General features: G+C 52.5%; 19 protein-coding genes and 1 other RNA gene. 7 read left to right on the forward strand and 13 right to left on the reverse strand.

The features are described from left to right. The first annotated feature begins 79 nt into the window (after window positions 1–79). Both J1779_RS24335 and J1779_RS24340 read left to right on the forward strand, forming a co-directional pair. Entirely contained in the window at window positions 80–1,867 is a 1,788-nt protein-coding gene (locus J1779_RS24335) for an adenine deaminase (protein ID WP_217204987.1), read from the forward strand. A gap of 70 nt (window positions 1,868–1,937) precedes the next feature. Further along, entirely contained in the window at window positions 1,938–3,287 is a 1,350-nt protein-coding gene (locus tag J1779_RS24340) for an NCS2 family permease (RefSeq protein ID WP_217204988.1), read from the forward strand. 77 nt (window positions 3,288–3,364) lie between these two features. Here J1779_RS24340 and ffs read toward each other — a convergent pair. Next, window positions 3,365–3,461: signal recognition particle sRNA small type (ffs, locus tag J1779_RS24345), an RNA gene on the reverse strand. A 192-nt stretch (window positions 3,462–3,653) separates the two neighbouring features. Here ffs and J1779_RS24350 point away from each other — a divergent pair. After that, window positions 3,654–3,962, forward strand: a complete 309-nt coding sequence (locus tag J1779_RS24350) for an MGMT family protein (protein ID WP_217204989.1) — start codon at window positions 3,654–3,656, stop codon at window positions 3,960–3,962. Window positions 3,963–4,014: 52 nt separating this feature from the next. Here J1779_RS24350 and J1779_RS24355 read toward each other — a convergent pair whose 3' ends face one another. Beyond that, the gene (locus J1779_RS24355) at window positions 4,015–4,596 is read right to left on the reverse strand and encodes a YbaY family lipoprotein (RefSeq protein WP_122096003.1); all 582 of its coding nucleotides are present in this window, start codon (window positions 4,594–4,596) and stop codon (window positions 4,015–4,017) included. Between the two features lie 246 nt (window positions 4,597–4,842). Here J1779_RS24355 and tesB point away from each other — a divergent pair, with 246 nt between their 5' ends. Further along, a complete protein-coding gene (gene tesB / locus J1779_RS24360) occupies window positions 4,843–5,709 on the forward strand; it encodes an acyl-CoA thioesterase II (protein WP_056771119.1) in 867 nt (288 codons plus the stop codon). Window positions 5,710–5,848: 139 nt separating this feature from the next. Here the strand turns inward: tesB and amtB are convergent, their stop codons facing one another. The 5 genes from amtB to J1779_RS24385 form a co-directional block, all read right to left on the reverse strand. Then, complete coding sequence (gene amtB, locus J1779_RS24365) at window positions 5,849–7,138, reverse strand: ammonium transporter AmtB (RefSeq protein ID WP_056771114.1); 1,290 nt, start codon at window positions 7,136–7,138, stop codon at window positions 5,849–5,851. A gap of 80 nt (window positions 7,139–7,218) precedes the next feature. After that, a complete protein-coding gene (gene glnK, locus J1779_RS24370) occupies window positions 7,219–7,557 on the reverse strand; it encodes a P-II family nitrogen regulator (protein WP_009639071.1) in 339 nt (112 codons plus the stop codon). Between the two features lie 339 nt (window positions 7,558–7,896). Further along, entirely contained in the window at window positions 7,897–9,681 is a 1,785-nt protein-coding gene (locus J1779_RS24375; RefSeq protein ID WP_217205062.1) for a SmdB family multidrug efflux ABC transporter permease/ATP-binding protein, read from the reverse strand. A 7-nt stretch (window positions 9,682–9,688) separates the two neighbouring features. Continuing rightward, entirely contained in the window at window positions 9,689–11,461 is a 1,773-nt protein-coding gene (locus J1779_RS24380; RefSeq protein ID WP_217204990.1) for a SmdA family multidrug ABC transporter permease/ATP-binding protein, read from the reverse strand. A gap of 137 nt (window positions 11,462–11,598) precedes the next feature. Beyond that, entirely contained in the window at window positions 11,599–12,054 is a 456-nt protein-coding gene (locus J1779_RS24385; RefSeq protein WP_056771107.1) for an Lrp/AsnC family transcriptional regulator, read from the reverse strand. A gap of 120 nt (window positions 12,055–12,174) precedes the next feature. Here J1779_RS24385 and J1779_RS24390 point away from each other — a divergent pair, with 120 nt between their 5' ends. Further along, window positions 12,175–13,218, forward strand: a complete 1,044-nt coding sequence (locus tag J1779_RS24390; protein WP_136376381.1) for a PLP-dependent cysteine synthase family protein — start codon at window positions 12,175–12,177, stop codon at window positions 13,216–13,218. Between the two features lie 67 nt (window positions 13,219–13,285). Here J1779_RS24390 and cof read toward each other — a convergent pair whose 3' ends face one another. Continuing rightward, window positions 13,286–14,107, reverse strand: coding sequence for an HMP-PP phosphatase (gene cof, locus J1779_RS24395; RefSeq protein ID WP_122096006.1), 822 nt, complete (start codon window positions 14,105–14,107; stop codon window positions 13,286–13,288). Between the two features lie 192 nt (window positions 14,108–14,299). Here cof and J1779_RS24400 point away from each other — a divergent pair, with 192 nt between their 5' ends. Further along, complete coding sequence (locus J1779_RS24400) at window positions 14,300–16,012, forward strand: SgrR family transcriptional regulator (RefSeq protein ID WP_217204991.1); 1,713 nt, start codon at window positions 14,300–14,302, stop codon at window positions 16,010–16,012. A gap of 96 nt (window positions 16,013–16,108) precedes the next feature. Then, window positions 16,109–16,807: a 7-cyano-7-deazaguanine synthase QueC gene (queC, locus tag J1779_RS24405; RefSeq protein ID WP_217204992.1), complete on the forward strand. Its 699-nt coding sequence runs from the start codon at window positions 16,109–16,111 to the stop codon at window positions 16,805–16,807. A gap of 53 nt (window positions 16,808–16,860) precedes the next feature. On the opposite strand, the gene J1779_RS24410 is transcribed toward queC, so the two are convergent. The 5 genes from J1779_RS24410 to lon all read right to left on the reverse strand — a co-directional run bounded on the left by J1779_RS24410 (window position 16,861) and on the right by lon (window position 22,809). Continuing rightward, window positions 16,861–17,277, reverse strand: a complete 417-nt coding sequence (locus J1779_RS24410) for a YbgC/FadM family acyl-CoA thioesterase (RefSeq protein WP_217204993.1) — start codon at window positions 17,275–17,277, stop codon at window positions 16,861–16,863. A 117-nt stretch (window positions 17,278–17,394) separates the two neighbouring features. Beyond that, a complete protein-coding gene (locus J1779_RS24415) occupies window positions 17,395–17,778 on the reverse strand; it encodes a ComEA family DNA-binding protein (protein ID WP_183848806.1) in 384 nt (127 codons plus the stop codon). Window positions 17,779–17,916: 138 nt separating this feature from the next. Continuing rightward, window positions 17,917–19,797, reverse strand: coding sequence for a peptidylprolyl isomerase (ppiD, locus tag J1779_RS24420; RefSeq protein ID WP_122096010.1), 1,881 nt, complete (start codon window positions 19,795–19,797; stop codon window positions 17,917–17,919). Window positions 19,798–19,963: 166 nt separating this feature from the next. Beyond that, on the reverse strand, window positions 19,964–20,239 hold the full coding sequence (hupB, locus tag J1779_RS24425) for a nucleoid-associated protein HU-beta (RefSeq protein WP_056771982.1): 276 nt from the start codon (window positions 20,237–20,239) through the stop codon (window positions 19,964–19,966). 215 nt (window positions 20,240–20,454) lie between these two features. Beyond that, a complete protein-coding gene (gene lon / locus J1779_RS24430) occupies window positions 20,455–22,809 on the reverse strand; it encodes an endopeptidase La (protein WP_056771086.1) in 2,355 nt (784 codons plus the stop codon). Window positions 22,810–22,944 lie beyond the last annotated feature (135 nt).

The raw sequence follows: 22,944 nt of genomic DNA on the forward strand, positions 1-22,944 counted from the left end.
CGGATAAAATAAATCATCTGTGCAAAGCCCCTTCCTCTCCCTACATTAGCCACATCATTCTGCAAATCCGGAAACTGCTATGACCGAGAACCTCGCTTCCCTGCCCCTACGCCAGCGGGCGATTGATGCCGCATTAGGGAAAATTCCTTTTGACCATTTGCTGATCAACGCAAAGATCGTCGACATGGTGACGGGTGAGATCCGTGATGCAGACGTGGGTCTGGTCGGTCATATGATTGCCAGTGTCCACCCGCGTGGAAAATTTACCCGGTCGGAAAATATTGATGACTTATCAGGTTTTTATCTTTCACCCGGCCTTATCGATACCCATGTTCACATTGAAAGCTCCCACCTGCCCCCTGAAAAATATGCGGAGATCGTTGTCGCTCAGGGGACGACAACCGTGTTTTGGGATCCTCATGAGCTGGCAAATGTGCTGGGCGTGGCCGGCGTTGAGTACGCCGTTAAAGCCAGCCGGGGTTTGCCATTACGTGTGATTTGCGCGGCGCCTTCCAGCGTGCCCTCAACGCCGGGTCTGGAAATGTCGGGAGCGGATTTCAAAGGCCAGGAAATGCAAACCATGCTGAGCTGGCCGGAAGTTGCCGGCGTCGCGGAAGTCATGGATATGTATGGCGTGCTGAACGGCAGCGAACGCATGATGGAAATCCTTGATGCCGGATTACGCAGCGGCAAACTGATCGAAGGCCATGCGCGCGGGCTTAAAGACGAGCAGCTCCAGGCCTATCTGGCGGCAGGTGTGACTTCCGATCATGAACTGACCTCGGCGGAAGATGCGCTGGAGAAATTGCGCGCAGGCCTGACTCTGCAAATTCGTGGTTCTCATCCTTATCTGCTGCCGGATATTGCAGCCGCTCTGCTGGCCTTACCGCATCTTTCCTCGCAAATTACGCTGTGCACTGACGACGTGCCACCGGATCATCTGCTGGAAAAAGGCGGACTGATCGCGCTGGTCAAACTGCTGATCTCCTTTGGCTTACGTACTGAAGACGTGTTGAGAATGGCGACATTTAACGCCGCCATCCGTATGCGCCGCTCAGATCTCGGGCTGATTGCCGCTGGCCGCACTGCTGACATTATTGCATTCGACTCTCTTGAGACGCTCAACCCGCGCAAAGTGTATGTCGCCGGAAACTGCGTTGCAGAACACGGGAAAATGTTATTCAGCCCTGCTGCCGCCAGTGACGTTATCCCGCCACGCGACACCATGCGCCTGCAAAAAGTGGCCGAAGCTGATTTCCATTTAAAAATCCCCGGACTGAAAAAAGGTAAGGCGCGCTTACGTAACATCAAGGGCGCTCGCTTCACGCAATGGAGCGAAGTGATTGTGGAAGTCAAAAGCGGAGTCGTACAAATTCCGGAAGGTTTCAGCCTGATTTGGGTACAGCACCGGCATGGGCGTCATGAAGCCACGCCGAAAATGGCGTTGCTGGAAGGCTGGGGAGAATTACGCGGAGCGATAGCCACCTCTTACTCCCATGACTCACATAATCTCGTGGTTATTGGCCGTCATCCCGCCGATATGATGCTGGCCGCCAATCAGCTGATCGCCAGCGGCGGCGGTATGGCGCTGAGCCAGAACGCGACGTTGCTGGCCAGTGTCGATATGCCAATTGCCGGAATGCTCTCAGATTTACCCGCAGATGTGCTGGCCGCACAGTTTAAAAATCTTCGCGAGCTTAGCGCACAGATCGCTGACTGGGAGCCGCCGTACCGGGTCTTTAAAGCGATCGAAGGAACCTGTCTCGCCTGTAATGCAGGGCCACATCTGACGGATTTAGGGCTGACGGATGGCGGATTGCGCGAGATTGTCGATCCTGTTTTGCAAATCTGGCCCGACGAGGCCTGATCTTTATTAATAAGAAACACAAAAAAAACAGCACGCACCACTCATTAATGACGATGTTCAGGGGAATTTTATGACCGACAGCTCTGTGAAAAATGTGACAGCCTCATCGGGTGAAAGCTGGTTGCAGCGCCGCTTTCAGCTTCGTCAGCGGGATACAAAAGCGAAAACCGAATGTCTGGCCGGGATCACCGGTTTTCTGGCAGCGGCTTATTTGCTGATAGTGATCCCCGGTCTGCTGGCGGCGGGTGGCATGGATAAAGGAGCCGCCACCACCGGCGTCATTTTGGTATTTGTATTGGGTTCTTTGCTGATGGCGTTCTACGCGAATCTGCCGTTTATGGTTGGCCCTGGCATCGGCGGTTCGGTACTGGTCGGTATCACGCTGGCCGGAGACGGTATCACCTGGCCAATTGCGCTGGGTATTGCCTGCTGGTCCGGGATCTTATTTTTTGTGATGACGGTATTCGGCCTGCGTGAAGTCGTCACCCGCTCGGTTCCGCAATCCATCAAACTGGGTCTGACGGCATCGATCGGTATTTTCGTCGCGCTGCTGGGTTTTCGTAATGCAGGCCTGGTGCTGGCCAATGCCAAAACGCACGCGCTGGCACTGGGAGATTTCACTTCTCCGGGTGCGCTGATTGCTTTGCTGGGTTTGCTGGTAGCAGTGGGTTTACAGGCTCGTAAAATTCCCGGTGCTATTCTCTGGGCGATTCTGCTGGCAACGGTAGCCGGGATCCCGTTTGGCGTAACGCATTTACCTGAACAGTGGATCGCTTTGCCACATTCTCTCGCCCCGCTTTGGGGGAAAGTCGATCTGACTGGCGCCATCAATATCGCCTTCCTGCCATTTCTGTTTATCTTTTTCGCCTCAGAATTCTTCTCAACCATGGGCACCACGCTGGCGGTTGGCGGTGAAGCCGGACTGCTGGATGAACACGGCAACATGCCGCACATCAACCGGCCCTTTATGGTGGATTCGATTGCTGCGGCGCTGGGTCCGGTTGTCGGTATTCCTGCGGCAACCGCATTAATCGAATCCTCAGCGGCGGCTGAGGCGGGAGGGAAAACGGGTCTGACGGCGCTGGCGGCGGCGGTGATGTTTCTGCTGATGCTGCTGTTCACGCCGGTGGCACTGATGATCCCCAAAGAAGCGACCGCACCGGCGCTGATCCTCATCGGCCTGAATATGTTCAGTAATTTGCGCAAAGTGAACTTAGCGAATTTCACCGATGCTTTACCGGTGCTGCTCATGGTGATGATTACCCTGATTTCCAACAGTTTTGGTACGGGCATCGCGGGCGGATTGCTGTTTTACATCATCATCAACGTGGTGGCAGGAAAAATGCGCGAAGTGCCGACAGGGCTGTATATCCTGGCGATCCCGCTGGTGTATTACTTCACGACGCTGGTGCATCACTGAAACAAAAGAAAAAAGAGGATGAGGTCTGGAATCGAAAAGAGAAGGCGTAAAGTTTGCGGGGCCTGAAATGGTGGAGGCCCTGCCAGCTACATCCCGGCACACACGACACCTGCTATGGCTGCTTCCTTCCGGACCTGACCGAGTTAACAAGTTAGTGTTGCGGGAGAACCAACAGGGCCCCCATTGTCGTTGTTGGCTTCACTTTTCTTTACGGAGAACTGAAGCGGTGGGCATTATCAGTGATGCCCACCGCAAAAGCAAGTTAACCGCCGACAACCGGTGTTTTCTTAAACAACAGAGCCGAAACTCGCCTGTCTGAGACGCAAAATTACGTCATACTGTCGGGCAGACACTGAGGAGGATGTAATGTCGGAGCCCGATAACTTTCGTCAGCGCGTATTTCAAATTATAGCGGCTATCCCCGCAGGCCAGGTCACAACGTACGGTAATGTGGCACAACTGGCAGGATCGCCACGCGCTGCCCGTCAGGTTGGCGGCGTCCTGAAGAAATTGCCCGAAGGCAGCACCCTTCCCTGGCACCGTGTGATTAACCGCCACGGCGAGATTTCACTGCAAGGTGAAGATTTTAAACGCCAGCGTCAGGCGCTTCTGGCCGAAGGCGTCGTCTTTAGAAAAGGCAAAATCGATTTAGAGAAGTATGGCTGGAAGTGGTAATGCACATAAAAAAACACCGCCGGAGCGGTGTTTATTGTGACAGCAGCGGACATTAATAAGCAGGCGACGGAGCGACTGCGCTGACCGGTGCCGGAGCGGTGCCTAATCCTGTAGGCTCAGACGGGTTGCTCAGTGGCCCTAATGCACCCGGCTTGGTGGCAACAGGAACGGAGACAACCGGCACAAGTTGCAGATCCGCACGTGTACCCTGTCCATTGTTAATCACTTCTTTAATGGAGTCGGTCACGAAGGTCATCTGACCATTGATGGTCACCGCCGCACTCAGGATAACGTGTGAGTTCGGTGGAATGTCCTGTGGGTTATACGGCAGGATAAACGTGAATGGTGCCTGCTTACCCTGCGTTCTCGCCACTTTCTGCGAGATCACACGCGATGGTGCATCAGCAACAGAGGCATCGGACAATGTCACGGTCAGTACCGCATCAGGCGGCAACGCCACACGCTGAGCGATAAACACACTACCGGATACGTTTGGCCCCGTTATCGCGGGTTGGGTGGCCGGACTGGCTGCCGTATTCACCGGAGCCTGCTGCGCGGGTGCCTCATGATGCTGTGCGCATCCGGCAAGAGTCAGAGACAGCGCGGTTCCACCTACTATCTGCCAAAGTTTCATAGATCGTACTCCCTTTTTATTATTCGCTTGTCGACAAGCTGTAATAAACGCCGACATGAAAATGGTTTCTTTAACCAGCGTACCTGTTAATCATGGCACAATAATCTGAATTTTTCCTCCCGGTGGCTAAACAGGTCTTCTGAGCGCCCGTAAGATCCTCTATCATTAACAGGTTAGACCTGTGCTTTTGCTGCGCTTACGGGCTGCATCAGGCATGAATTAACCGGTAACTTTCATGAGGCCACTATGAGTCAGGCGTTAATAAATCTGCTGGATCTTCTGGATCTGGAAAAAATCGAAGAAGGGCTGTTTCGTGGTCAAAGTGAGGATCTGGGCTTACGCCAGGTCTTTGGCGGGCAGGTTGTCGGGCAGGCACTCTACGCAGCCAAACAAACGGTGCCGGTTGATCGCGGGATCCACTCGTTCCACAGTTACTTTTTACGTCCGGGTGACAGCAGTAAACCGATCATCTATGACGTGGAAAACTTGCGCGACGGCAACAGTTTCAGCGCCCGTCGTGTGAAAGCGGTACAAAACGGTAAACCTATTTTCTACATGACAGCCTCTTTCCAGAGTCATGAAGAGGGTTTTGAACATCAAAACACCATGCCTGATGTACCGCCGCCGGAGTCACTGATTTCGGAGTCAGACATTGCCAAAAATCTTGCGCATCTGATCCCTGAAAAAATTCGTGATAAATTCCTCCGTCACCGGCCGATTGAAATGCGCCCGGTGAAATTCCATAACCCGCTGAAAGGCACTAAAGAAGAGCCGCACCGCGCGGTGTGGTTCCGCGCCAACGGCGAAATGCCTGACGATCTGCGCATCCATCAGTATCTGCTCGGTTATGCTTCAGACTTTAATTTCCTGCCGACCGCATTGCAACCACACGGAATTGGTTTTCTGGAGCCAGGAATGCAGGTCGCGACCATTGATCATTCGATGTGGTTTCACCGGCCATTCCGTATGGACGACTGGCTTCTTTACGCGGTTGAAAGCACATCAGCTTCCGGTGCCCGTGGTTTTGTACGCGGTCAGTTCTACACCCGCGAAGGGGTGCTGGTTGCCACTACGGTGCAGGAAGGTGTGATCCGTCAGAGAACGGCAGAATAAGATTTCAGTCTGAAAATCAGGCATTAAAAAGGGGCGATAGTGATATCGCCCCTTTTGCTATTCATCATTATTTTTAGTTTTGATACTGCCGTTCAGAAAGCGTTAGCGCACTGCCTTCTCTGAATGTATATGACTGAGATTACTGGTTGTAAGCATTTTCGCCGTGGCTGTTGACGTCCAGACCTTCACGTTCCTGTTCTTCAGGAACACGCAGACCGACCAGCATATCAGCTACTTTATAAGCGATGAAGGCAACAACACCTGACCAGACCAGCGTAACGCAGACGCTGAAGAACTGTACCCAGACCTGATGGCCCATGGTGACGCCTTCTGCATAACCCACGCCGCCCAGTGAGCTGGAAGTGAATACGCCGGTCAGCAGGCAGCCTACGATACCGCACACGCCGTGCACACCGAATACGTCACAGGTGTCATCAACACGCAGCCATTTTTTCAGGGTAACCACACCCCACAGACCGGTAGCACCACCGACCAGACCGATAATCAACGCACCACCCACGCCGACCGTACCACAGGCTGGCGTGATGGCAACCAGTCCTGCGATGGCACCGGAGCTTGCGCCAAGCAGAGAAGGTTTACCGCGAACCATCCACTCTACAAATGTCCATGACAGGATTGCGCCAGCCGTTGCGATAACGGTATTGAGGAAAGCCAGAGCCGCAATTGGACTTGCTGCGCTTGCTGAACCGGCGTTGAAACCGAACCAGCCAACGTAAAGGATCGCAGCACCCGTGAAGACCATTGGCAGGTTGTGTGGCTTGAATGCTTCTTTGCCAAACCCTGCACGTTTACCCAACAGGTAGGCACCGACCAGACCCGCGATGGCGGCGTTAATGTGAACCACCGTACCGCCGGCAAAGTCCAGCGCACCGTCTGCTGCCAGGAAACCACCCGCCCAAACCATGTGAGCCATCGGAATGTAGGAGAAGGTCAGCCAGATCACAGTGAAAATCAAGACCGCAGAGAAACGTACACGTTCAGCGATACCGCCCACGATCAGCGCCACGGTGATACAGGCGAATGAACACTGGAACGCCACGTGAATCATCTGCGAGAAGGTGCCGGTGACCGAATCAAGGCCGATGCCTTTCATCATCACATTACCGAAACCGCCGAAGAACGCGTTGCCTTCGCTGAAGGCCAGGCTGTAACCGTAGAGGATCCACAGAACGCAGACCAGCGCGAACGTCACGATGACCTGAGTCAGCATAGATAACACGTTTTTAGAACGCAGTAAGCCGCCGTAGAACAGCGCCACACCGGGCACGGTCATAAACAGCACCAGTGCAGTACAAATCATCATAAAGGCATTGTCAGCACCGTTAGCGGCTGCTGGCGCTGCTGCCATGGCAAGCGAAGGCAACAATGCAACCGCCCCAAGCCCCATCATGGATAAAAGTTTTTTCATTAGTAGCCCACCCCTGTTCTCAAAACTGTTTTTCTAAGCTCTTTTATCTCAACTCTTCATTCAAAGAGATGAACCTGAAATTACAGTGCTGCTTCGTCGGTTTCACCGGTACGAATACGGATAACGCGTTGCAATTCAGCAACGAAAATTTTGCCGTCACCAATTTTCCCGGTGTAGGCCGCTTTGCTGATCACGTCGATCACTTCATCAAGCTGATCGTCAGCGATAGCAATATCGATTTTTACTTTTGGCAGGAAGTTCACGCTGTACTCTGCACCGCGATACAGTTCAGCGTGACCTTTCTGACGGCCGAAACCTTTAACTTCCGTTACGGTCAGGCCCTGAATTCCAACAGCAGACAGCGCTTCGCGCACGTCTTCCAGCTTGAAAGGTTTGATCACCACAGTAACCAGCTTCATTTTGCCACTCCTCGAATTAAGGGCTTGCCGCGGAAAAACCGCGCCCGATACGAAATGGATAAAGCAAAGGCTGTGCCAGAGTTGAAATTGCAGAGAGATTCGTTTGATTACCGCGTAATACGGCATTTTCAGAATATTCGTGACGAGGCGCACACTTGGCCGTTCACATCATTATCATGACGCACGCACCAATAAGGTGCCGACCGCTGCTTTTTAGTGCAGTGACATCACGCCCAAAGACTTGATGCCAGATGAAGGTGCAGGCCAGAAAAAAGGAGGGGGGAAATCGGGAGAAAAAACCACCCCAACGCGGTGCGCCATGCTGCGTTGAGGCGGGTATCAGGCGTTTTGCGTCGCCGGCGTGGCCTGCTCCGCTGAGGCAAGTTCCTGACCGGCAAGCTGTAGCTGATACATCTGATAATACCGGCCTTTTTCAGCCAGCAGTTGCAGGTGATTGCCCTGCTCCACTGCCTGACCACGATGCAATACCAAAATGTTATCCGCATCGACAATCGTCGAAAGACGATGGGCGATCACCACCAGCGTCGTTTGCTGTCGGATGGCCCGAAGTGCACGCTGGATCGCCTGTTCAGTACCTGAGTCGATATTGGCTGTTGCCTCGTCAAGGATCAAAATCTCCGGTGCCTGCACCAAAACGCGCGCCATGGCCAGCAACTGTTTCTGACCCACCGAGAGATTATTTCCCTGTTCGCCGAGGCGAGTGTTTAAACCTTCCGGCATTTCGCGAATAAGAGGCGAAAGCTGCACAATATCCAGCGCGTGCCAGACTTGCGCTTCATCGATATCACGCCCTAACGTGACATTGGCGAAAACCGACTCAGCCAGCACCACCGGATCCTGCTGAACCATCGCAATCCCTTTACGTAAGCTGGCGTGCGAGAGATCGGAAATGTGACGGCCATTAACCCGGATCTCTCCTTTATTGAGCGGGTAATATCCCATCAGCAAATTCGCCAGCGTACTTTTACCACTGCCCGTATGCCCGACCAGCGCAACGAAACCTCGCGATGGCACGTGCAGGGATATATTTTCCAGCACCCATTTGTCCGGCAGATAGGCAAAACTGACGTCTTTAATGTCTATCTCGCCGCCGGTAAGTCTTTTGTCGTCAGCCCCGTATTGCTGCTGGGTTCGGTCCATCAGGTCAAAAATTCGCTCACCCGCGACGACGGCCTGCTGAAGAATCGACTGCTGCGAGGTCAGCTCGATCAAAGGCTCGTTCAGACGCCCCAGATAATTGATGAAAGCATAGAGAACACCGACGCCGACTGAACCTTCTGCGCTGAATCCGAACAGCAGTAACAATCCGCACAGAATTAACGAGGAGAACAAACTGAGCAATGGTCGCAGAAGAAAGCCTTCCAGCCGGAGCGTTTGCATACGCGCCAGATAATGCGACTGACTGGCACGGGTCAAACGTTCGCCAAAACGCTTTTGCTGGCGGAACTGCTGGATGACATTCATGCCGTTAATGACTTCGTTGAAACCGTCATTGATGTCCGCCAGATAGCTCCGGACTTTACGAACAATCGGGGTACTGTAAATCTGGTACAGCCCCATCACGACGAAAACCGCCGGGAAAATGCATATCGCCACCGAGGCCAGACGCCAGTCGAGGCTGAACATTGCCACCAGCATCGCGCCGATCAACGCAATACTGCGCAATACGGTCGAGACGACGGTTACGTACAGATCGCGGATCACTTCCGTATCATTTGTGACACGAGAAATCAGTTGCCCGACGGGCTGGGTATCAAACGCACTCAGCGGCTGGCGCAATGCAGCATCCATCACATCGGTACGCAAACGCTGAACCACGCCCACTGCGGCCCGGTTAAACAGCAGCGCCTGGAAATAGTGCAATCCGGCAGCCAGAAACTGCAGCAGGATAAAGCACAGTGCCAGCAGACTGATTTTGTCCCACGGCATTTCGCCTTTGGCGACATAGTGGTCGATAAAGAAACTGATCAGAATCGGCCCGGTCACCTCTGCTGCTGCCGCAATCCACAACATCAGCACCGCGAATGAAAGAGGTTTTCTGTATGGCTTGCCGTAGCCCAGCAGGCGCTTCAGCGTCGGCCACATCTTTTGAATTTTACTCACTTTTTGCTCAGCCACGTTGTTCCGGCTCCTGTTCCTGCGGTACATCGTCCAGTGCGGCTTCCAGCTGCTGATAACGGAACATATCGCGATACCATCCTGACTCAGCAGCAAGTTGCTCATGGCTTCCGCGCTGGGAAATACAGCCGTGGTTAAACACCAGAATCTCGCTGGCTTCGGTCAGTGCGGATAGACGATGGGCACTGATGATAACGGTGCGGTCGCTGCCCCACTGACGCAGGTTGTGCAGGATCTGATGCTCTGTCCTGCCATCAACCGCAGACAATGCATCATCGAGGATCAGGATTTCCGCTTTCAGCAATAAAGCACGGGCAATAGAAATTCGTTGCTTCTGCCCGCCAGAAAGCATCACTCCGCGCTCTCCGACCTCTGTTTCATAGCCGCCGGGTAAACGCAGAATATCGTCATGAACGCTGGCAAGCCGCGCCGCTTCCTCGATCTCTTCCCGGCTGGCCTCCGGACGTCCCAGCGCAATATTTTGTGCGACGGTGTCAGAGAACAGGAAAGGGGTCTGGCTCACAATCGCCAGACGTGCGCGCCAGTCATCCAGGCGGATCGTTTTCAGCGACAGGCCGTGATAAAGCACATCCCCTTCAGTGACATCAAACTGTCGCTGAAGCAGCGACAGCAAAGTACTTTTACCGGAACCTGTCGGGCCGCACAGACCGAGCATTTGCCCAGGTTGCAGGGAGAACTTCACAGAGGACAAGGCCGGATGCGTTGTGTCGGGATAGTGGAAATCCGCAATGTTTGCTTCAAGTACAGCACGTCCGGCAGGCAGAGGCGCAGTACCATCCACGACACTGGGCGCTTCCTCAAGCAGGCTGCGGATGCGGCTGTAGGCGGCGCTCCCGCGTTCAACGATATTGAACATCCAGGCCAGTGCAAGCATCGGCCAGATCATCAACCCGAGATACATGACAAAACTGGTTAACTGCCCGAGTGTCAGATGCCCGTTAACCACCATCCAGCTACCACCGCCGATAGCCAGCAAATTAGCCATGCCAATCGAGACATAAATAGTCGGGTCAAAACGGGCATCAACACGCGCTACACGCATGTTTTTCGCACCGGTATCAGCGGCCACATCAGCAAACTGGGAAGACTGATGGTTCTCAAGGCCGAAGGCTTTGATCATGCGAATACTGGTCAGGCTTTCCTGCGCCTGATCGTTTAATGAGGAAAAGGCAGCCTGCGCGGTTTTAAAGCGATGATGAAGTTGGTCGCCGTAGCGTTTAATGATAATTGCCATCACCGGCATAGGAACCAGCGACAGCAGCGTCAGCTCCCAGCTGATTTGCGTCGCCATCACGATAAGAACAGCAAGCCCCATGACCAGCGAATCAACCAGCGTCAGAACGCCTTCGCCTGCGGCGAAAACCACGCGATCGACGTCATTGGTTGCCCGGGCGATAAGATCACCCGTTCGGTGGCGTAAATAGAAGGCCGGATGCTGACGGCTGAGCTGCCGGAAGAAATCCTGACGCAGTTCAACGGCCAGCTGATAGGACGCACCGAACAACAGCACGCGCCAGACGTAACGCAGCAAATACACCACAATTGCCGTGGCGACCATGAGCCCAAGCCACGCAAACAGTACGCCGGTTGACATCGTTTTGGTCGTGACGCCATCAATAATGACACCAACTAGCTTAGGCGGTATCAATTGCAGAATGGCAATGATAATCAGCAAGGCAACGGCACCCAGATACCGGCGCCATTCACGTCGGAAGTACCAGCCTAATTGGGCGAACAATCTCACGCAGTGTTTTCCATACAAATAATAATGATGATTTTATTGAGAAAAAGCGCCCGAAGCAGGACTTTTTTCTCATCAGGCGACAAGGATAACAGAGTTAACTGGCGATTCTGATGAAACTTTTTACTGTAACTTTTGCATCAAATCGGCAATGCGGTGGTGGATTTTATGCGTTCCATCGCAAAACTGGAGGTCACATCATTCAGCCCTGGAATGCCGTTCACAAGTCGCTTGTAAAAGTTATCGTAGCTTTTCATATCGGACACCTGCACCTGCAGTAAATAGTCATATTCACCGGCCATCCGGTAGAAACCCAGCACTTCAGGAAATGCCTCAACCTGCTGAACAAAGCGCTGGTACCACTCGCTGTTGTGATGCTGAGTTTTGATGAGCACAAACGCCGTCAGGCTTAGCCCTAACCGATCGCCGTCCAGCAGGGCCACTTTCCCGCGAATAATGCCGTCATCTTCGAGGCGCTTAATCCTTTTCCAGCACGGCGTGGTGGTGAGATTGACCGCATCCGCCAGTTCATTCAGAGATAATGTGCAATCTTTCTGCAACAGGGAGAGCAATTTAAGGTCAATTTTATCTACCATACCGGCCTCCGGGAGGAAATTTTTCTATTAAATCTTATCTTCTTGGGTTAAAGGGTAACTTATTTCTCCGTGAGTTACGTTATTCTTGTGTGCATCAAGACACTTTTATGAGCCTGCATCATGCGCAATTCCTGGGTTAGTCACGCTATTAAAGAAATCGACGCCGATTTTCAGCGTTCCGCCGATACACACCTGATTCGCCTGTCACTCAACGACTTTCCCGGAATTTCACTGTATCTGAAGGATGAAAGTACCCATCCGTCCGGCAGCCTGAAACATCGCCTTGCCCGCTCTCTGTTTTTGTACGGTTTGTGCAACGGGTGGATACGTGAAAACACGCCTATTGTGGAAGCTTCTTCAGGCAGCACCGCCATCTCTGAAGCCTATTTCGCACGCCTGCTGGGATTGCCTTTTATCGCCGTGATGCCTTCTTGCACTGCTCCACGAAAAATCCAGCAAATTGAGTTTTACGGTGGCCAGTGTCACTTCGTCCAGAACTCAGGGCAGATCTATGCCGCATCCGAGCAACTCGCCCGTGAACTGAACGGGCACTACATGGATCAGTTTACCTACGCAGAGCGGGCAACCGACTGGCGCGGGAACAATAATATTGCTGACAGTATTTTCCGTCAGATGTCGCATGAGCCGCATCCGATACCGCGTTATCTGGTGATGAGCGCGGGTACCGGCGGTACTTCCGCAACGCTGGGCCGCTATATTCGCTATCAGGGGCACGATACGGAACTGGTGGTCGTCGATCCGGAAAACTCAGTATTTTACGATTATTATCAACAGCGTGATGCCAGCGTCACTGCGCAATGCAGCAGCCGTATTGAGGGTATTGGCCGCCCTCGCGCCGAGCCATCGTTCATACCAGGTGTAATAGACGACATGATGCGCGTGCCTGATGCGGCCAGCATCGCGACGCTTCACTGGCTTGAGAAGGTGCTGGGGCGTAAGGTCGGCGGCTCAACCGGTACCAACGTCTGGGGGGCGCTGCAACTGGCTACGCAGATGCGTGAGAGAGGGGAAACCGGCTCTATCGTCACCCTGCTCTGCGACAGCGGCGAACGTTATCTGAATACATACTTCGATGAGAGTTGGGTAGCGAAGAACATCGGGGACATTTCACCATACGCACAGCAGCTGGAAGGACTAAGTTAACTCCGCGTTAAATACGGCGTAAGAAAGGAAAAAAGCCGGGACAGATGACCCGGCTTGCTGCAAAACCTTAATATTCGGGGGAATAGGTGAGGTTTGGTGTGTGCAGCCAGTGTTGCAAAAAGTGAGACACCGCCTGATGACGGCAATGCCCGATAATTTGTAAGTGCGGCGACTTCTCTTTCAGAACGGGTAACGCGTTCCCCATAATCAGCCCCATCCCGACGCCCTCGAGCATTTCCTTGTCGTTCATGGCATCCCCAAACGCCATACACTCTGACATGTTGATCCCCAGACCGTCCGTCAGCAATGCAAGCGCGCTGCCTTTGTTGCTGCCTGCGGGCTGCACATCAAGACAATCCATCGCAGAGAAACATAAATCGATGCGCGGGCCAAAGTGAGCTTCGAGCTGAGGCACCAGCGACAACAACACGTCATGCGGGGCGCAGAAACACACTTTGCTGTTACCGGAATCCGGTAATAAGCGCAGATCCTGTAACTGATAGCGAAAACCACTGAACTGATGCGGAATGAGTAAATCCGGATCGTCGAGAGAAGTGAACCAGCCGTCATCGCGGAAAACATGCACACTGGCTGGCGTGTCCCACGAGGTATGCAGTAATTCGTGCGCACAATCCTCGGGTAAATCGCTGGCGTGCAGCCGGTGGCCACTGAGATCATGAATACGGGTACCGTTGCCGGTGATGAGATAGCCATCCAGCCCGATGTTAGCAAGAATATCTTTCATTTCGAGATAATGACGCCCGGTGGCAAAGGTCAGCGTTACCGGCTTTTCAGCTAACTGTCGCAACGTGGACAACGTTTTGTCGCCCAGCGTGTGGTCAGGTAAAAGCAGCGTGCCATCCATATCAAATGCAGCTAAACGGTACATATTTCCTCTCTGAGCGGCGTTGTTTTCACCCGCAAAGTATGGACTGAGATTTACGGAACTAATAGTGAACACTTTATGAATACTGTTCCGGTTTTAGCTCACACTTTGGTTTTTTACTTCAAGTCTGGTCGCGTCAGCTGGGATATGCTGAACAGGAAAAATTTACCCTACTCCTGAGGTTCCGTATTTACCGTGCGTCTGCAAAATCGGCTTAATCAGTTTCAGCGTCTGTACCTGAAAACCGGATCGCATCCGGCTCAATTTACCGTGGCAGAACTGGCAGAAATCTTCTGTTGCAGCGAACGCCACACCCGAACGCTACTGATGCACTTTCAAAATGCCGGCTGGATCCGCTGGCAGTCGCAGGCTGGTCGCGGAAAACGCGCATCGCTAAGCTGCCTCAAAACACCGGAAGAGTTACGCGGAACGTATTTACAGGAATTACTGAAAAAGGGTGAACATTCTGCCGCGCTGCAACTGAGCCAGCTGGATCCTTCGCATCTGAATACCCTGCTCGCGCCGCATCTTGGCGGCCAGTGGCAGGAAGATGCGCCGACGCTGCGCATTCCCTATTATCGCCCTCTCCAGCCTTTAGATCCGCTAACGCTTACCGGCCGCGCTGAACAACACCTGGCGCATACTATACATGCAGGTTTAACGCGCTTTATCCCCGGTGATACCTCACCGCAGCCCAATCTGGCGCATCACTGGCACGTCAGTAATGACGGAAAAACCTGGCAGTTTTTTCTGCGCAGTCAGCTTTTCTGGCATAACGGTGAACCGTTAAAAACCGCGCAACTGGTCGCACGCTTTCAGCAACTTCGCGAGTCAGCACGCGGTAAACATAATCTGGCGTCAGTGGTGACATTATCTCAGCCTCATGCGCTGTGTTTGCAGTTCGATCTGGATAAACCGGATTACTGGCTGGCACACCGTTTTGCCGACCTCAATTGTCTGTTGGCTCATCCGGACGATCCGCATATCGGCGCCGGACCGTTTCGCCTGACCACCTTCACCCCTGAGCTTATCCGCCTCGAGCAACACACCTATTACCCTTTACAACATCCCTATCTGGCCGCTATTGAGTTTTGGATCACTCCACAACTTTTTGCTCAGCGGGACAATGTCAGTTGTCAGCATCCGGTCAGAATTATTCTTGGCGAACAGAACGAGCTTTCGCAGGTAAAACCCGTCCGGCGAAGCACCAGTCTTGGTTTTTGTTACATTGCTACTAACTTGCGACGCGGCGTGCTCAGTGAAGCACAGGCGCAAAAAGTCATCCGAATTATCCAGCGCAGCGGCATGCTGGATAATCTGCCGATCGATCATGATCTGGTGAAAGCCAGTAAAGAAATGCTGCCCGGCTGGCCGATCCCGGTTCACGACCTTGCGGATGTTCAGCTGCCTGAAACTCTGCGTCTGCTTTACCATCCGCCCGTGGAGTTTGAACTGGTGGCTCAGGCGTTACGGGAAAAGCTGGCGGAAGAAGGTTGTGCGCTGGAAGTGGTTTATCACGCGGGCCGGTTGTGGGAAGACGGCGAATTACTGGAATCGGCAGATCTGCTGCTGGGCGACCGGCTGATCGGTGAATCTCCGGAAGCCACGCTGGAGAACTGGCTGCAACAGGATCCGTTGTGGCCGGGGATTTTGCGCGAAGAAGATCTTATCTTGCAGCAAGGACGATTGAGCCATATTCAGCAAATCCCGCAGGAAAACAGGCGGTCTGAAGAACTGCGCGATCATTTTTATCAGTGGATGGTGCGCAGCATTATTACACCGCTGTTCAACTATCAGTATCAGGTGAGCGCGCCGCCGCGCATCAGCGGAGTTCAGCTGACGGCATGGGGCTGGTTCGATTTCTGTCAGGCGTGGGTTCCGCCGCCGTTGCAATCTGAAAATGACTGAAGCAGCTGTTTCGCTACACTACGGCGGCAAAGGTAAGTACCATGAGCGTGGTTTTGCTGCCCGATGCGCGGTCAGTTCAGTAAACAGGAAATCAGAATGAAAAGAGCAGTGGTGGTTTTTAGCGGTGGACAAGATTCAACAACCTGTCTGATTCAGGCTTTGAAAGAGTATGACGAAGTACATTGCGTCACTTTCGATTACGGTCAGCGACATCGTGCTGAGATTGAGATCGCGCAAAAACTGTCAGTGCAGTTGGGCGCGCGTGCCCACAAAGTGCTGGATGTCGGTTTGCTCAATGAACTGGCGGTCAGCAGCCTGACTCGCGATAACATTCCGGTACCGGGCTTTGGTGAGGAAACTGAAGGCGGTTTACCCAGCACATTTGTACCGGGTCGTAATATTCTGTTCCTGACACTGGCGGCCATTTACGCTTATCAGATCCAGGCAGAAGCGGTCATTACCGGTGTGTGCGAAACCGATTTCTCCGGCTACCCGGATTGTCGTGATGAATTTGTCAAAGCGCTGAATCATGCAGTGTCTTTGGGTCTGGCGCGCGATGTGCGTTTTGAAACCCCGTTGATGTGGCTGAACAAAGCCGAAACCTGGGCGCTGGCAGATTATTATCAGCAGCTCAACCTGGTTCGCCATCATACTCTGACCTGTTACAACGGCATCGCCGGTGACGGGTGTGGGGAGTGTGCCGCCTGCCACCTGCGCGCCAACGGTCTTCAACAGTATCAGCAAGATCAGGCGGGCGTGATGGCCAGTCTGAAAAAGAAAACCGGTCTGCGTTAAAGTACCTGACGGATAACCGCGGGCAGCCCTTTCGCCGCCCGTGGTTATGTCAGTCATTCATGATTGGCCGCGTCATTTTCCAGCTCAAGTTCACGTAATCTTTCCAGCAACTCACCTTCCAGCGGCAAGGCCTTTTGTGTGCGTAAATCAATACACACGAAGGTCAGCGTAGCATCCGCCACGACATCACCCTCACGGGTTACCACCTGCTCAATGACTCCACTGCGACCATTCAACTGCTGAAGGCTGCTGTCGATGCGTAAAACATCCCCGAGCACCGAAGGCTTGCGGTAATTGATGTTGATATTTACCACAATGAAAGCAATGTTGTTTTGGCTCATCCACTGGAAGCCGGACTGATTGTCCAGCCATTCCCAGCGGGCGGTTTCCAGAAATTCCAGATAACGCGCATTGTTAACATGCTGGTAAACATCGATGTGAAAACCACGAACTTTAATAAACGTATGCATAGTGATTAAAAAACTCCTGCGTCTCGCCTGAGGTACAAACCAAACTGGTCAGATGTCTTAAGAGATTAGCAGAAGAAAACGGCGGCAACCGTTAAGGGTTCGCCGCCGCGACATCCGTCACAATTTCAGACGGTCCTTGTTACGTTCAAACAGTGCAGCGCCAATACCCGGCACTTCGCGAAGCTGTTCAATATCAGTGAATTGCCCGAGCTCTTCACGGTAGCTGATAATGGCCTGCGCCTTCTTCATCCCTACACCGTTCATCGCCCTGGCAAATTCTTCCGCTGTGGCCGTGTTTATGCTGACGGTGGTGTCGTCAGCCACTGCGGCCTGCTCTTTTTTCACCTGCGGACCCGCCACTTTCCCCGCCGTTGTTGCCGGTGCCACAGATGTCGTGGCTACAGTACCGGATGCATTGGGTGCGGCCTGTAGCATCACAGGCAACGTTGAAAGCCCAAGAGCCAGAGCGAGAGAGAGTGATGTAATGCCTAGTTTTTTCATGCTGTATCCTCCATGTGTTTGACAGCACGGAGAGAGTGCATCAGGAATAAAAACCGGACAATGGGCAACTTTCAGATGTGGAAAAGGCCGCGAAAGCGGCCTTTGTTTGTTGCAACGCGTTGCAAAACTTTGCGGCGTTTACTGGTTTTGTGCAGCAGAACCGAACTTGATTTTTGCTTCCTGACGCAGGTTTGTCAGCAGCGCATCAAAGGTCACGTTTGAGGAGGTTTGTTGCATTTCCTGCGCAAAACGTGCGGCATCCGCTTCCGGCACAGCACCCGGGGTAACGGCAGTGAGTTTAATCAACACGCTGTTCCCTTTTGGATCCTGAGACAAGCCGTAAACGGCCTGGTCTTTCTGTGGATGCGGCAATGCGAAGACATTTTCTTCGAAAGCAGAAGGCTGCTGGCTGCGCTGTACTTTCTGCACATCACCAAAGCTCAGACCTGCGGCTTTCATTGCGTCATCGCCTTTACCCTCTTTCAGGGCTGTCAGCAGTTTCTCGCCTTCCATGCGTGCCTGATCTTGTGCTTTCTGGCGTTTAACCAAAGTAGTCACCTGATCTTTCACTTCAGCAAAAGGCTTAACGCCTTCGGCTTTGTGCGCATCGACGCGAATGACAAACGCACGATCGCCATCAACAGTAATGATGTCAGAGTTACTGCCAGGAGCACCGTCCTGACCAATCAGGCCACCTTCAAAAATCGCCTGCACAACAGGTTTGAAATTGATGCCTGCCGGGATTTGATTCTGAGTGAACCAGTCAGTGTGTACCGCTTTCACACCGGCAACTTCTTCAGCCGAAGCCAGAGACTCGTTGTCGTTTGTCGCGGCTTCACTGACTTTCTGCTGCAGCGCATAGTAAGCATCCAGTGATTTCTCTTGTTTGAGCTTATCAGTGATGCTGGCGCGCACTTCAGTCAGAGGCTTAACCTGTTCAGGTTTGATGTCTTCAAGACGCAGGATGAAGAAACCATTGTCGGATTTAATTACACCGGAAACCTGACCTTTGGTGGTCAGATTGGCGCTTTTGAATTCTGGCAATGTGGTTTCAGGTTCCATCCAGCCTAAATCCCCACCCTGCTTCGCACTCAGTGCATCGGTAGATTTAGTTTTCGCCAGTTCTGCGAAATCAGAACCGCTTTTCAGTTGGGTAGCGACCGCATCAGCGTCAGCCTGAGTTTTCAGGACGATTACGCTGTAACGACGACGTTCAGGCTGGCCAAACTCGTTCTTATGCTGGTCGTAGTACGCGCTGATGTCGGCATCAGTCACGTCGGCTTTACCCTGCATGGCCGCGGCATCCATTTCGATGTAGCTGACTTTCACCTGCTCAGGGGACAAGAAGTTATTCTTGTTTTGGTCGTAGAACGCCTGCACTTCTGCATCAGTAACTTGTTGCTTAGCGGCCAGCGTGTCTGTGTCCAGCGTTGCCGTATGCACATCACGGGTTTGCAGGATCAACGCGCCAAGCGTTGTGCTTTCAACAGGCAGAATAAAGTCGGTCTGACCGTAGGCTTGTTCGAGCTGCTGGCTGATCAATTGCTGTTTCATTAACTGAGCAAAATTATCTGCGCTGTAACCCATGCTCTGGATGCTTTGCAGGTATTTGGCGTTGTCGAAACGGCCATTAGTCTGGAATTGTGGGGTCGCAAAAATCGCGTCTTTGATCTGCTGATCGCTGACGGCAATGCCGAGCTTTTTGGAATACTGATCCAGCAAAGTGACGTCAATCAGGTTGTTCAGGGATTCCTGGCGCAACTGCTGCATATAACCATCGCTGCCCGCCAGCGCAGAGAATTGATCTCCAAGCTGTTGCTGCAGTCGGCTACGCTGGTTTTGCACTGCTTGTTCCAGCTGTGCACGACCGATTTCCTGACCATTCACTTTCGCTGCATAGTCGCCTGAACCGCCGACCAGGTAGTTGCCCACCCCTGTCAAAATAAAGGACAGAATAATCAGGGCCAGAATGATTTTGAGCACGACGTTATTGGACGCCGCGCGTAAATTGTCCATCATAGTGAGGCAACACTCCGCTGTAATAAAAAAAGCGCACCGTTTTCGATGCGCCTTGTATCTTACCTTACCAGCCCGGTGACGTCAGGTTATTGTTTAACAACCAGACCTGAGTAAACAGGCATCAGTGATGCGCTTCACACAGATTTGACGTCAGCCCTTCGGGTAATTAGCCGTTAACGGCATCTTTTAGCGCTTTACCTGCACGGAAGCCAGGTACTTTAGCTGCTGCAATGCTGATTTCTTTACCGGTCTGTGGGTTACGGCCGGTACGCGCTGAACGTTCACGCACTGAAAACGTACCAAAACCTACCAGAGCGACTTCTTCCCCAGCTTTCAGGGTATCCGTCACAGATGCAAGAACAGCATCCAAAACACGTCCCGCTGCGGCTTTAGAAATATCAGCACCGGCAGCAATTTTGTCGATCAATTGTGACTTATTCACTCTTTTCATCCCCTCTTAAAATTCTCTCATCACGCCGAATTTCCCTTCGGACGTGACCGCGCTGCTGTTATATCAATCTTGTCAGGGCTATGCAAGCGACTGAAAGCAGCCTGAAACCTTCTGACCGTTGACTAACTTAACGGCACAAAAAAAAGCTGGCAAGTGAGATTTCACCTGCCAGCCTGAGTTTTATTCAACTGTGTAAGTCGACGTCACTATTTTGCCGCTACCGGTAATGCACCGTAAGCTGGATTTTGCAGTGCAAAGTTCAGAACATCATCAATGCGCTTAACCGGATGGATCTCGAGGTCTGCCAATACGTTCGCTGGAATTTCTTCCAGATCGCGTTTGTTATCGTCAGGGATCAGCACCACTTTGATACCACCACGGTGTGCAGCCAGCAGTTTCTCTTTCAGCCCACCGATTGGCAGAACCAGACCGCGCAAGGTGATCTCGCCCGTCATCGCCACGTCGGCGCGAACCGGGTTACCCGTCAGACAAGACACCAGTGCGGTACACATTGCAATACCGGCACTCGGACCGTCTTTCGGCGTCGCCCCTTCAGGTACGTGAACGTGAATATCACGTTTTTCGTAGAAGTCAGGGTTGATGCCCAGTTTGTCAGCGCGTGCACGCACAACCGTCAGCGCGGCCTGAATGGATTCCTGCATCACTTCACCGAGAGAACCGGTATACGTCAGCTTACCTTTGCCCGGTACGCAGGCCGTTTCGATAGTCAGCAGCTCGCCGCCCACTTCGGTCCACGCCAGACCCGTCACCTGGCCTACACGGTTTTCGGTATCAGCACGGCCATAATCGACCTTCTGCACGCCGAGGAAATCTTTCAGATTATCGCCGTTAATTTCAATGTGCTTGATGGCTTTATCCATCAGCAATTGTTTAACCGCTTTACGGCAGAGTTTAGACAACTCACGTTCTAAACTACGCACGCCCGCTTCACGGGTATAGAAACGAATGATGCCGATAATCGCACTGTCATCTACCGTCAGTTCGTTCTTTTTAAGCGCATTACGTTCGATCTGTTTCGGCAACAAATGCTGTTTAGCGATGTTCAGTTTTTCATCTTCGGTATAACCGGAAAGACGGATCACTTCCATACGGTCAAGCAGCGGTGCCGGGATGTTCATTGAGTTCGACGTTGCGACAAACATCACGTCTGACAGGTCATAATCGACTTCCAGATAGTGATCGTTGAACGCGACGTTTTGCTCAGGATCGAGCACTTCAAGCAGGGCTGAAGCCGGATCGCCACGCATGTCAGAAGACATTTTGTCGATTTCATCGAGCAGGAACAGCGGGTTTTTCACCCCAACTTTCGCCATTTTCTGGATCAGTTTGCCCGGCATGGAACCAATGTAAGTACGGCGATGACCGCGGATTTCCGCTTCATCACGCACCCCACCCAGCGCCATACGGACATATTCACGCCCTGTAGCACGCGCGATGGACTGACCCAGTGACGTTTTACCGACACCCGGAGGCCCTACCAGACACAGGATCGGCCCTTTGATTTTGCTGACGCGCGTCTGCACTGCAAGATACTCAAGGATGCGATCTTTAACACGCTCGAGGCCAAAGTGATCGGTATCCAGAACTTCCTGCGCTTTACGCAGATCTTTTTTCACTTTACTGCGGGCATTCCATGGCACCTGAAGCATCCAGTCGATATAACCACGAACAACGGTGGCTTCGGCGGACATCGGCGACATCATTTTCAGCTTTTGCAGTTCAGCTTCTGTTTTTTCACGCGCTTCTTTCGGCATTTTAGCCGCTTCGATTTTGCGTTTCAGCGCCTCATGCTCATCAGGCGTGTCGTCCATTTCGCCAAGTTCTTTCTGAATCGCTTTCATTTGCTCATTCAGATAGTACTCGCGCTGGCTCTTTTCCATCTGCTTTTTGACACGGTTACGGATGCGTTTCTCAACCTGTAACAGATCGATTTCCGATTCCATCATCGCCATCAAATACTCAAGACGCTCGGTGATATCAAACATTTCCAGTACGGACTGTTTGTCAGCGAGTTTCAGGGGCATATGTGCAGCAATGGTGTCAGCCAGACGTGCAGCATCTTCAATGCTGTTGAGTGAAGTCAGCACCTCTGGCGGGATTTTTTTGTTCAGCTTGATGTAGCCTTCAAACTGATTAATCGCTGTGCGTACCAAGACTTCCTGCTCGCGTTCATCCACGGCAGGAGATTCAAGGTATTCTGCCTGGGCAGCAAAATGCTCACCACTGTCAGAAAGCGTGGTAATGCGTGCGCGTTGTAACCCTTCCACCAGCACTTTTACAGTGCCATCCGGCAGCTTCAGCATTTGTAATATTGAGGCAACCGTACCTACGGAGAAGAGATCGTTAACGCCCGGCTCATCGGTAGACGCTTCTTTCTGCGCAACCAGCATGATTTTTTTGTCGTGATCCATCGCGGCTTCAAGGCACCGAATCGATTTTTCCCTGCCAACAAACAACGGGATCACCATGTGCGGATAAACCACCACATCGCGCAGAGGCAATACGGGGATTTCTATGCGTTCAGAACGCTCAGGGTTCATAGAGCTCTCTCTTAGTTTAGCTTCCGCCAGGTTAAGGAAATCTCGTGAAACACGAGTCAGACGGGTTTCAGCAAGTCGTTAACTGAGTATATGGGGATGAATGTCCGACATTCAACGATAAGAATGTGCGAAAAA

The sequence above is a fragment of the Rahnella rivi genome (assembly GCF_019049655.1).
Lineage (GTDB): Bacteria > Pseudomonadota > Gammaproteobacteria > Enterobacterales > Enterobacteriaceae > Rahnella > Rahnella rivi.

Excerpts from the sequence above, each read along its gene's own strand:
- cof (WP_122096006.1), bottom strand. The coding sequence starts at position 14,107 with ATGTACCGTTTAGCTGCATTTGATATGGATGGCACGCTGCTTTTACCT.
- J1779_RS24390 (WP_136376381.1), top strand. The coding sequence starts at position 12,175 with ATGCGCAATTCCTGGGTTAGTCACGCTATTAAAGAAATCGACGCCGAT.
- tesB (WP_056771119.1), top strand. The coding sequence starts at position 4,843 with ATGAGTCAGGCGTTAATAAATCTGCTGGATCTTCTGGATCTGGAAAAA.
- J1779_RS24410 (WP_217204993.1), bottom strand. The coding sequence starts at position 17,277 with ATGCATACGTTTATTAAAGTTCGTGGTTTTCACATCGATGTTTACCAG.
- J1779_RS24340 (WP_217204988.1), top strand. The coding sequence starts at position 1,938 with ATGACCGACAGCTCTGTGAAAAATGTGACAGCCTCATCGGGTGAAAGC.
- J1779_RS24350 (WP_217204989.1), top strand. The coding sequence starts at position 3,654 with ATGTCGGAGCCCGATAACTTTCGTCAGCGCGTATTTCAAATTATAGCG.
- J1779_RS24385 (WP_056771107.1), bottom strand. The coding sequence starts at position 12,054 with ATGGTAGATAAAATTGACCTTAAATTGCTCTCCCTGTTGCAGAAAGAT.
- J1779_RS24335 (WP_217204987.1), top strand. The coding sequence starts at position 80 with ATGACCGAGAACCTCGCTTCCCTGCCCCTACGCCAGCGGGCGATTGAT.
- J1779_RS24415 (WP_183848806.1), bottom strand. The coding sequence starts at position 17,778 with ATGAAAAAACTAGGCATTACATCACTCTCTCTCGCTCTGGCTCTTGGG.
- glnK (WP_009639071.1), bottom strand. The coding sequence starts at position 7,557 with ATGAAGCTGGTTACTGTGGTGATCAAACCTTTCAAGCTGGAAGACGTG.
- queC (WP_217204992.1), top strand. The coding sequence starts at position 16,109 with ATGAAAAGAGCAGTGGTGGTTTTTAGCGGTGGACAAGATTCAACAACC.
- amtB (WP_056771114.1), bottom strand. The coding sequence starts at position 7,138 with ATGAAAAAACTTTTATCCATGATGGGGCTTGGGGCGGTTGCATTGTTG.
- ppiD (WP_122096010.1), bottom strand. The coding sequence starts at position 19,797 with ATGATGGACAATTTACGCGCGGCGTCCAATAACGTCGTGCTCAAAATC.
- lon (WP_056771086.1), bottom strand. The coding sequence starts at position 22,809 with ATGAACCCTGAGCGTTCTGAACGCATAGAAATCCCCGTATTGCCTCTG.
- J1779_RS24355 (WP_122096003.1), bottom strand. The coding sequence starts at position 4,596 with ATGAAACTTTGGCAGATAGTAGGTGGAACCGCGCTGTCTCTGACTCTT.